This is a genomic window from Pseudomonas sp. P4_C3, from assembly GCF_056402075.1.
Window position 1 is genome coordinate 1 of sequence record NZ_JBFUIC010000190.1, and the last position, 8,716, is coordinate 8,716.

The window sequence follows — 8,716 nt, forward strand, 5'->3', positions numbered from 1 at the left end:
GCCATCGTCGGAACGCCGCCCGGAGCAAGCACGCTCCCACAGGGATTGGGGTTGTACACAAATGCTGCGTACACCTGATTCACTGTGGGAGCGWGCTTGCTCCGGGCGGCGTTCCGACGATGGCGTCCTGTCAGGCAACCTCTACCTCAACAGCTACCCCGCCGAAGCCGTCTACCCAATCACCTTGCGGTCGTCATCGCTTGTTTTTGCACCATGCCGCGCAAAGACACCAGCAACAGAGTGGCAAACGCACCGACCACCGCGACGGCCATGTCCTTTTGCGAGTCCCAGGGGTCGTTTTGCGCGCCGACGAAGGCATTCGCCGTGTCATTGCCCAGGAAGGCACCGCCGATCCACTCCACCAGTTCATACACAGCGGACGTCGACAGCATGACGTTCAGCGTCACGAAAAACAGCCAGAACCCGCGCAACGGCGTCAGGCGCCACAACACTTCGCGCACCGGATAGACCAGCAGCAGCCCGTAGCTGAAATGCACCAGTCGGTCGTAGTGATTGCGGTGAATACCGGACGCTTGGTCGAAACTGAAGCCCAACCACGCCGAAGACCAGTGTTCATAAGGCACCAGGGAATAGGTGTAGTGAGCGCCCAATTCATGCACGCACAGAAACGCAAACACCAGCGTGATGGACGTCGCAGACAAGCGAAACCAGCGAGAAACCGTCACCAGCGTCCCCACCAGCAACAGCACCAGCAGGTTTTCCAGCGCCCAGTCCAGCCGGCTGCGGGGAGAAAAACCCGACACCACGACAATCAGCAGAAATACCACGAGCAATGTCAGGTCGTGCCGTAAACGTTGGTTAGGCTGCATGACTGCAATACCTCGAAGTCAGGACATCGCCCTTTTAGCTTCGAGGCAAGGGTGCCAGGCAAGTTCGCTTTTTTCCTCCAATGCATGATAGGTTGTACGATGACTGACGAATTATCGTCCAGTCGTCGCGCTCTCCCTACAACAACAAGGAAACACCCATGAAAAAAGCAAAAATGCTGATTGGTTTTCTGTGCCTGTTCAGCGGCTACGTCGCCGCCACCCAGGTTGCCGCGGACAAGGACGTGGCCCAGGCGGTCGACCACCTGACCCAGGCCATGTTGCACAAAGACATCCCGGAACTGAACGCCTTGACCGCCGAGAACCTGACCTACGGGCATTCCAGCGGCAAGATCCAGGACAAGCAGGCCTTCATCGCCGACATCGAAACCGGCAAAAGCGCCTTCAAGACCCTGGAGATGCAAAACCAGACCATTACCGTCTCGGGCGATGTCGCGCTGGTCCGTCACCACTTCTCGGCGCAAGCGCTCAAAGGTACTGAAGTGGTGCCCACCGAAATCGAAAACTTCCAGATCTGGCAAAAGCAGGACGGTAAATGGCTGCTGGTAGGACGACAGGCGTTCAAGTTCTGATGCATTGCTAAAACCACCGCCGTACCTGTGGGAGCGAGCTTGCTCGCGATAGCGTCAGGCCAGTCGACATTGATGTTGAATGGACTACCGCCATCGCGAGCAAGCTCGCTCCCACAGGGTTCCGAGTGAATCAACCACCTTTCCACTCCCTGGGACTGAGCCCGGTCTTGCGCCGAAACGCCCGGGCCAGCGCCGAGGGACTTTCGTAACCGACTTCCTCGGCAATCAGCGCAATCGGCCGGCCCTCGCGCAGGCGTTTCTGCGCCAGGCTGATGCGCCAGCTCACCAGGTAATCCACCGGCGTCTGCCCGACCACCTGGCGAAAGTGCTCGGCGAAACTGGCCCGCGACATGTTGGCGGCGACCGAAAGTTCGGCCACGCTCCAGGCCTTGGCCGGGGTTTCGTGCATCAGGCTCAGGGGCCGCGCCAGGCGCGCATCGGCAAGGCCGGCCATCATGCCCGGCTGCTGGCCAGTGGTGCTCAGGATGTGCCGCAGCAACAGAATCACCAGCAACTCGAACAGGCGATCCATCACCGCTTCGCGCCCGCAGGTACCGTCGAACGCCTCGTTGAACAGCCATTCCAGGGTCCCCGCCAGCGTCGGGATTTCATCGAGCTTGAGCACCAGATAATCCGGCAGCGCCGCTGCCAGGGCATTGCCCGCACCGCCGTCGAAATCCAGGGTCGCGCACACCAGTTGCGTGCCGGACGCTTCAGACGCGAACAGGCGATGTCGATAGGGCCGGGGGAAAAAGATCAGGCTCGGTTCGGTCAATTGCAGATCCGGCTGATCGCCCATCTTGAGCAACAGTTCGCCAGCCTGAAGCAGGTGCAAGTGGCCGCTGGCCTGTTGGCCGTCGTAGGCGGCGGTGCCGCAAAATGTGCCGCTGTGAAAGGTGCCGGCATTGACGCCGAAGTGCGTGAGCAACGTGGACAAGCGATCCATGACAAAGCTCCCGAAGGCGGATCTGGACGATCTGTCGCATATCCTCGACGATTTGCACCCAACAAGCCAAGCACTCTCCCTAACATCAGCTCCGTACCCAGCGCATACCGCGCTTCACACCACGGAGTATCACCATGACCCGCATTGCCCCGATCAACATCGAACACGCCACCGACACCACCCGCCCGCTGCTGGAAGGCGTGCAGAAGAAAATCGGTTTTCTGCCCAACCTGTTCAAGGTACTGGCCCACGCCCCGGCGGTACTGGCCTCGTACCTGCAAAACTCGGCCGCACTGGGCAAGACGTCCCTGAGCGCCACGGAAAAAGAAGCGGTGTTCCTCGCCACCTCGCAGGTCAACGGCTGCGACTACTGCCTGGCGGCCCACACGCTGTTTGCCGGCAAGGCCGGGCTATCAGGTCAGGACATCCTCAGTGCGCGTCAGGGTGAACTCAACGCCTATGCCACCCTTGCCCGCCAGGTCACCGAAAGCCGTGGCCACCTGACGGTCGAACAGATCGCCGCGGCCCGTGCTGCCGGTATCGACGACGGCAAGATCATCGAAGTGATCGCCCACGTGGCTTCGCAGACACTGACCAACTACCTGAACAACACAGCGCTGACCGACATCGACTTCCCGGCCATCGATGCTTGAATGACTTGAACGACGGAGTACTCACCATGAACACCGTGACCTTGTACACCACCGACACCTGCCCTTACTGCCGCAACGCCAAGGCCTTGCTGGCGAACAAAGGCGTGGCGATGCAGGAGATCAATATTCAGCGCGAGCCAGGCAAATTCGAGGAAATGCTCAGCCGCAGCAACCGCCGCAGCGTGCCGCAGATTTTCATCGGCGACACGCACATCGGGGGCTTCGACGACCTGGCCAAACTGGATCGTCAGGGTGGGTTGATGTCGATGCTGGCCTGAGTTAGTCAGGTATTGGTTTTCCACCTGGTCCACTGCAAGACCCTGTGGGAGCGGGCTTGCTCCGGGCGGCGTTCCGACGAAGGCGGTGTGTCAGCGAAGTAAATATCAACTGACCCGACGCCTTCGCGAGCAAGCTCGCTCCTACAGAGATTGCTCAATCATCCTCATGCAACTTGATGCCGCGTTTATGCAACACATGGGGCACCACCAGCACCAGCAGCGTCAGGGCGAGGAAGAACGCCGAGATCGGTTGCGTGACGAACACCGTCCAGTCGCCCTGGCCGATGGACAAGGCGTTGCGCAGTTGTTTCTCGGCCATCGGCCCCAGCAGCATGCCGACGATCACCGGGGCGACGGGGAAGTCGAAACGGCGCATCAGCACCCCGCCCCAGCCAATCGCCAACATCAGGATCAGGTCGAAGGATGAGTGGCGCATGCCGTACACGCCGATGGTGGCGAATACCAGGATGCCGGCGTTCAGGTACGGCCGGGGGATTTGCAGCAGTTTGACCCACAGCCCCACCAGCGGCAGGTTCAACACCAGCAGGATCACGTTGCCGATGTACAGCGAGGCCACCAGCGTCCAGACCAGGTCGGCGGAGGTTTCGAACAGCATCGGCCCCGGTTGCAGGTTGTAGTTCTGGAACGCCGCCAGCAGGATCGCAGCGGTGGCGGACGTCGGGATGCCCAGGGTCAGCAACGGCACCAGCGATCCGGTCGCGCTGGCATTATTGGCCGCTTCCGGGCCGGCGACGCCTTCGATGGCGCCCTCGCCCTTGTTGGCGGAAAACTCCTTGGGATACTTGCTGAGTTTGCGTTCGGTGGAATAGGACAAAAAGGTCGGAATCTCGGCGCCACCGGCCGGAATCGAACCAAACGGAAAACCGATCAGGGTGCCGCGCAACCAGGCGGGGACTGAGCGTTTCCAGTCGGCGCGAGTCATCCACAGCGAGGTCAGGCGATGCCGCCCTTCATTTGACTCCGTTTGATAGAGCAAGCTGTACAACGCCTCGCCCACCGCGAACAAACCGACCGCCACCAGCACCACCTCGATACCGTCCACCAGTTCGGGAACGCCCAACGTGTAGCGGGCAATACCCGAGGTCGAATCCAGCCCGATCAAACCGATGGTCAGCCCGACGCCCAGCGAGGCAAACCCGCGCAGCATCGAGGCGCCGAGCACCGCCGACACGGTTGTGAACGACAACACCAGGATCGCGAAATACTCGGTCGGGCCGAAATTCAGTGCCAGCCTGGCCACGATGGGCGCAAACAGCGTCAGCAAAATCGTGGCGATGGTGCCGGCGACGAACGAGCCGATCGCCGCCGTTGCCAGCGCAGGTCCGGCCCGGCCGTTGCGCGCCATCAGGTTGCCTTCCAGGGCCGTGACCATCGACGACGACTCGCCGGGGGTGTTGAGCAGAATCGAAGTGGTGGAACCGCCGAACTGCGCGCCGTAGTAGATACCGGCGAACATGATCAAGGCGCCGGTGGGGTCGACCTTGGCGGTGATCGGCAACAACAGGGCCACTGTCAACGCCGGACCGATCCCCGGCAGCACGCCGATGGCGGTGCCGAGCAGGCAGCCGATGAACCCCCACATCAGATTGATCGGCGTCAACGCCGCGGCAAAACCCATCGCCAGGCTTGAAAGAATGTCCACGGTGTCGATCTCCTTTCAAAGCCAAATGTTGATCAGCGACGGCAGGGAAACCCCGAGCCCGGCGTTGAACAGCCAGTAGATCGGCAGGGTCAAGGCAATGCCGATGGCCAGGTCCCGCACGGGATGACGGCTGCCAAAACCCCGCGCCGAACAGGCAAACAGCAACCCGGCGGCCAGCACAAACCCGATCAGGTTGATCAGCACCGCCACCCCGACAAGACCCGCGGTCACCCAGGCCGCACCGGCTTTTCCACCGGGAACCGTCGGGGTGTCGTTATCCAGCTCGCGAAAGCCGCCACTGATGGCCTGATACCCCAGCAGCAGCCCCACTGCGCCCAGAAACCCTGCCACGACATAGGGATAAACGTACGCCGGGAGGATGACAAAACCCATTTCAGGCGGAAAACGGTAGGCGCCAATCGCCAGCACGACGCTGATGGCGATCAGGCCGATGCCGACGGCCAATTGCGTCGGCACCACTGCGCGCAGTGTGGCCATTTCAAATCAGCCCGACCTTGACCAGCATGGCGTGCAACCGCACGTGTTCTTCCTCGACGAATTTGCCGAACTCATCGCCGGTCAGCACACTGGGCGTCCAGGCGTTGGTCTGGATATTGTCCTGCCAGACCTTGCTGTTGGTGGCGGCCACGACCGCGTCGATCACTTCCTTGCGCTGCTGCGGGGTGAGACCCGATGCACCGTAAACGCCGCGCCAGTTGCCGATCGTCACGTCATAGCCGCTCTCCTTGAGGGTCGGTGCATCAATGCCGGGAACGCGCTCCGGCGCGCCGATGGCCAGGACACGGAACTGGCCGGTCTTGATGTATTGGCCCAGCTCGGCGTAACCGCCGGTGATCACCTTGAGCTGCCCGCCCAACGCCTGGGCAACCACCTCGCCACCGCCACCAAAGGCCACGTAATTCACCTTGTTGACCGGCACGTCCAGCTTGCCCGCCAGCTCGGCGATGCCGATGTGATCCACCGAGCCCTTGGAACCGCCACCCCAGGTGATGCTCGTCGGATTGGCCTTGAAGGCCTTGATCAGGTCATCGAGGGTCTTGAACTCGGACTCCTTGCGCACGGCGATCACGTTGTACTCGGTGAACAGCCGGGCAATGGGCGTCACATCCTTCAGGCTGATCTGCGGTTTGTTCTGTTCGATGCCCGCGACCATGATCGCCCCGACCACCAACAAGGCGTTCGGGTCACCCTTGGTGCTGTTGGCAAATTGCGCCAGGCCCAGGGTCCCGCCGGCCCCGCCCTTGTTCTCGAAAGTGACGGCCTTGGCCGTATTGGCTTCGACCATGGCCTTGCCCAGCACCCTGGCGGTCTGGTCGTAACCACCGCCCACCGAGCCCGGGGCCATGAATTTCACGGTATCCAGCGCGAAGGCGGGTGCGACCAGCACGGCAGCGGTCAAACCAGCGGCCACGCAGCGACTGAAACGATGGATCAAAGCGGACATGGGCATCTCCTGATTGCATTGTTTTTATAGGTGCCGTTTGCCCATCGAGGTGCTCGATGAACATGGGCCTGCGAACAAGCTTAGGCCATGGATCCGTGGGTTGATTTGTTTTGCTGAAACCACCCGCCTGTGGCGCCGCCCCCCCTGTGGGAGCGAGCTTGCTCGCGATAGCGGTGTGTCAGACACCTAAAATGTCGACTGACACTCCGTCATCGCGAGCAAGCTCGCTCCCACAGGGTTCGTGGTGTTCCGACCAGCGTTTGATTACAACTTTGTCATCAAGCTGTTGGTCGGCTGTCCGGATCGCCTCGTTAACCTGAACTCACTGTCAGGCCAACCACCGGCAGCCACCCTGCCCTTGTAGAGAGAGATTCGTCATGAAAATGTTGATCCTTGGATTTGCCGCCCTGCTCGCCACCGGTTCGGCGTTAGCCGCTAACCAGCCCACCTCATCGATCATTCACGACAAAGACGGCTTCTATGTCCCGGTGGAGGTGGCCAAGGTCCTGTCGATGACCGACCTCAACGGCAAGTGCGGCATTGTTCCTGCACAGTTCAACTACCTCGACCACCAGGGTCGCGAGCACCAGCTGGACTACCAGGTCCAGGGCGTGGGCTGCATTGGTGAGAACTGAGCGGATGCCTGCCGTCACCGCTGATCGGGCTACACTTGCGCCACTGATGCGCCCCCGTAGCCCGACCGAAACAGGCAGGTCCCGATGAACATCCTCGTAGTCGAAGACGAACCCAAGGCCGGCAATTACCTGCTCAACGGCCTGCAGGAACTCGGATACACGGTGAGCCTGGCGCGGGACGGCGTCGACGGCTTGCACCTGGCCCTGGAACACGATTTCGATGTGATCGTGCTGGACGTCATGATGCCGAAGATGGATGGCTGGGAAGTCCTGCGCCGCCTGCGCAAGGAAGCCGACACGCCGGTGCTGTTCCTCACCGCCCGGGATGACATCGCCGACCGCATCAAAGGCCTGGAACTGGGCGCCGACGATTACCTGATCAAACCGTTTTCCTTCGCCGAACTGGTGGCACGCCTGCGCACCCTGACCCGGCGCGGCCCTACACGGGAAGAAGAACACCTGCACGTCGACGACCTGCAGATCGACGTGCTCAAGCGCCGCGTCAGCCGCGCCGGCAACCGCATCACCCTGACCAACAAGGAATTTGCCCTGCTGCACCTGTTCGCCAGCCATCAGGGCGAAGTGTTGTCACGCTCGATGATCGCCTCCCGGGTCTGGGACATGAATTTCGACAGCGACACCAATGTCGTCGATGTCGCCGTGCGCCGCCTGCGCCTGAAAATCGATGATCCGTTCCCGCTCAAGTTGATCCACAGCGTGCGCGGCATCGGCTACCGCTTCGACACTCAACCCTGAATGCCCCCATGAATGCCATGACGCCGCTGCAATCCGCCTCCCGTCTCAGTCACTCCCTGACCCTGCGTCTGGCGCTGGTGTTCGCCCTGCTGGCGTTTGTCTCGCTGGCGCTGCTGGGTGTCGCGCTGTACCGCGACCTGGAGCGCGAGTTGATCCGCCGCGACGACATTGCCTTGATCACCCGCATCGACCAGTTGCGCACCTTCCTCAACGACAGCAATACCCTGGACCTGATCAAGGCCAAACCGGCGCTGTTCCAGAACATGATGGGCAACCGCGAGGCCCTGCTGACCATCGGCACCCCGGGCCAACCGCCGTTGCTGGTGGTCAACCCGGGCAACCTGACAATGCCGGTGCTGACCCCGGTGGCCATGGATCATCGGCTGACCCTGGACGACGTGCAGCATTTGCCCAACGTCAATGGCGTGCCGTTTTCCGCCTTGGCGGCGACCATCGACTCCGGTGACCTGGGCAGCCTGCAAGTGGTGACCGGGCGCTTGATGACCGAACGCACCGCCGTGCTCGCCGACTACCGGCTCAATGTGTACTTGTTCGCCAGCGTCGCGGCGATTCTGCTGGCGCTGTCCGGTTATGTGCTGGTGCATCGCGGCCTGTTGCCCGTGCGGCGCCTGGCCCGCCACACCCAGAGCATCGACGTTGGCAACCTCAACGAACGCCTCGACAACCAGGGCGCGCCGCTGGAACTGTTGCCGATGATCGACGCCTTCAACGCCATGCTCGACCGGCTGGACAAAGGCTTCATACAACTGGGCCAGGTGTCGACCGACATGGCCCACGAGCTGCGCACGCCGATCAACAACCTGCTCGGCGAAACCCAGGTGGCCTTGCAGCAGAACCGCAGCACCGACGCCTATCAGCAGCTGTTGGCCTCCAATGTCG

11 protein-coding genes are annotated in these 8,716 nt (G+C 61.6%); 6 read left to right on the forward strand and 5 right to left on the reverse strand.

From position 1 onward, the window contains the following. Positions 1–179: 179 nt before the first annotated feature. Entirely contained in the window at positions 180–830 is a 651-nt protein-coding gene (locus tag AC1DVH_RS22200; protein ID WP_477755619.1) for a DUF2238 domain-containing protein, read from the reverse strand. A 158-nt stretch (positions 831–988) separates the two neighbouring features. On the opposite strand from AC1DVH_RS22200, the gene AC1DVH_RS22205 reads away from it, so the two are divergent. Then, positions 989–1,420 (forward strand): nuclear transport factor 2 family protein, encoded by a 432-nt coding sequence (locus AC1DVH_RS22205; protein ID WP_477755620.1) that lies wholly within the window; start codon positions 989–991, stop codon positions 1,418–1,420. Between the two features lie 130 nt (positions 1,421–1,550). Here the strand turns inward: AC1DVH_RS22205 and AC1DVH_RS22210 are convergent, their stop codons facing one another. Beyond that, entirely contained in the window at positions 1,551–2,366 is an 816-nt protein-coding gene (locus AC1DVH_RS22210; protein WP_477755621.1) for a helix-turn-helix domain-containing protein, read from the reverse strand. 134 nt (positions 2,367–2,500) lie between these two features. Between AC1DVH_RS22210 and AC1DVH_RS22215 the strand changes: the two genes are divergently transcribed. Further along, positions 2,501–3,019 carry a carboxymuconolactone decarboxylase family protein gene (locus AC1DVH_RS22215; protein ID WP_477755622.1) on the forward strand — a complete coding sequence of 173 codons (519 nt, stop codon included), beginning with the start codon at positions 2,501–2,503 and terminating at the stop codon, positions 3,017–3,019. A 26-nt stretch (positions 3,020–3,045) separates the two neighbouring features. Continuing rightward, on the forward strand, positions 3,046–3,297 hold the full coding sequence (grxC, locus tag AC1DVH_RS22220; protein WP_477755623.1) for a glutaredoxin 3: 252 nt from the start codon (positions 3,046–3,048) through the stop codon (positions 3,295–3,297). Between the two features lie 154 nt (positions 3,298–3,451). Here the strand turns inward: grxC and AC1DVH_RS22225 are convergent, their stop codons facing one another. The 3 genes from AC1DVH_RS22225 to AC1DVH_RS22235 are packed head-to-tail and all read right to left on the reverse strand — an operon-like array spanning position 3,452 to position 6,425. Next, positions 3,452–4,960 (reverse strand): tripartite tricarboxylate transporter permease, encoded by a 1,509-nt coding sequence (locus AC1DVH_RS22225; protein ID WP_477755624.1) that lies wholly within the window; start codon positions 4,958–4,960, stop codon positions 3,452–3,454. A 15-nt stretch (positions 4,961–4,975) separates the two neighbouring features. Beyond that, a complete protein-coding gene (locus AC1DVH_RS22230) occupies positions 4,976–5,458 on the reverse strand; it encodes a tripartite tricarboxylate transporter TctB family protein (RefSeq protein ID WP_477755625.1) in 483 nt (160 codons plus the stop codon). A 1-nt stretch (position 5,459) separates the two neighbouring features. Then, a complete protein-coding gene (locus tag AC1DVH_RS22235; RefSeq protein WP_477755626.1) occupies positions 5,460–6,425 on the reverse strand; it encodes a Bug family tripartite tricarboxylate transporter substrate binding protein in 966 nt (321 codons plus the stop codon). Positions 6,426–6,802: 377 nt separating this feature from the next. On the opposite strand from AC1DVH_RS22235, the gene AC1DVH_RS22240 reads away from it, so the two are divergent. The 3 genes from AC1DVH_RS22240 to AC1DVH_RS22250 form a co-directional block, all read left to right on the forward strand. Beyond that, positions 6,803–7,060 carry a DUF2790 domain-containing protein gene (locus AC1DVH_RS22240; RefSeq protein ID WP_477755627.1) on the forward strand — a complete coding sequence of 86 codons (258 nt, stop codon included), beginning with the start codon at positions 6,803–6,805 and terminating at the stop codon, positions 7,058–7,060. A gap of 84 nt (positions 7,061–7,144) precedes the next feature. Continuing rightward, positions 7,145–7,816 carry a heavy metal response regulator transcription factor gene (locus tag AC1DVH_RS22245; RefSeq protein WP_477755628.1) on the forward strand — a complete coding sequence of 224 codons (672 nt, stop codon included), beginning with the start codon at positions 7,145–7,147 and terminating at the stop codon, positions 7,814–7,816. Positions 7,817–7,824: 8 nt separating this feature from the next. Next, positions 7,825–8,716, forward strand: an 892-nt coding sequence (locus tag AC1DVH_RS22250; protein WP_477755629.1) for a HAMP domain-containing protein, incomplete at its 3' end; no start/stop codon positions are given.

Bases quoted from the DNA above. Each gene is read 5' to 3' on its own strand.
- AC1DVH_RS22200 (WP_477755619.1), bottom strand. From the start codon at position 830: ATGCAGCCTAACCAACGTTTACGGCACGACCTGACATTGCTCGTGGTA.
- AC1DVH_RS22205 (WP_477755620.1), top strand. From the start codon at position 989: ATGAAAAAAGCAAAAATGCTGATTGGTTTTCTGTGCCTGTTCAGCGGC.
- AC1DVH_RS22210 (WP_477755621.1), bottom strand. From the start codon at position 2,366: ATGGATCGCTTGTCCACGTTGCTCACGCACTTCGGCGTCAATGCCGGC.
- AC1DVH_RS22215 (WP_477755622.1), top strand. From the start codon at position 2,501: ATGACCCGCATTGCCCCGATCAACATCGAACACGCCACCGACACCACC.
- grxC (WP_477755623.1), top strand. From the start codon at position 3,046: ATGAACACCGTGACCTTGTACACCACCGACACCTGCCCTTACTGCCGC.
- AC1DVH_RS22230 (WP_477755625.1), bottom strand. From the start codon at position 5,458: ATGGCCACACTGCGCGCAGTGGTGCCGACGCAATTGGCCGTCGGCATC.
- AC1DVH_RS22235 (WP_477755626.1), bottom strand. From the start codon at position 6,425: ATGTCCGCTTTGATCCATCGTTTCAGTCGCTGCGTGGCCGCTGGTTTG.
- AC1DVH_RS22240 (WP_477755627.1), top strand. From the start codon at position 6,803: ATGAAAATGTTGATCCTTGGATTTGCCGCCCTGCTCGCCACCGGTTCG.
- AC1DVH_RS22245 (WP_477755628.1), top strand. From the start codon at position 7,145: ATGAACATCCTCGTAGTCGAAGACGAACCCAAGGCCGGCAATTACCTG.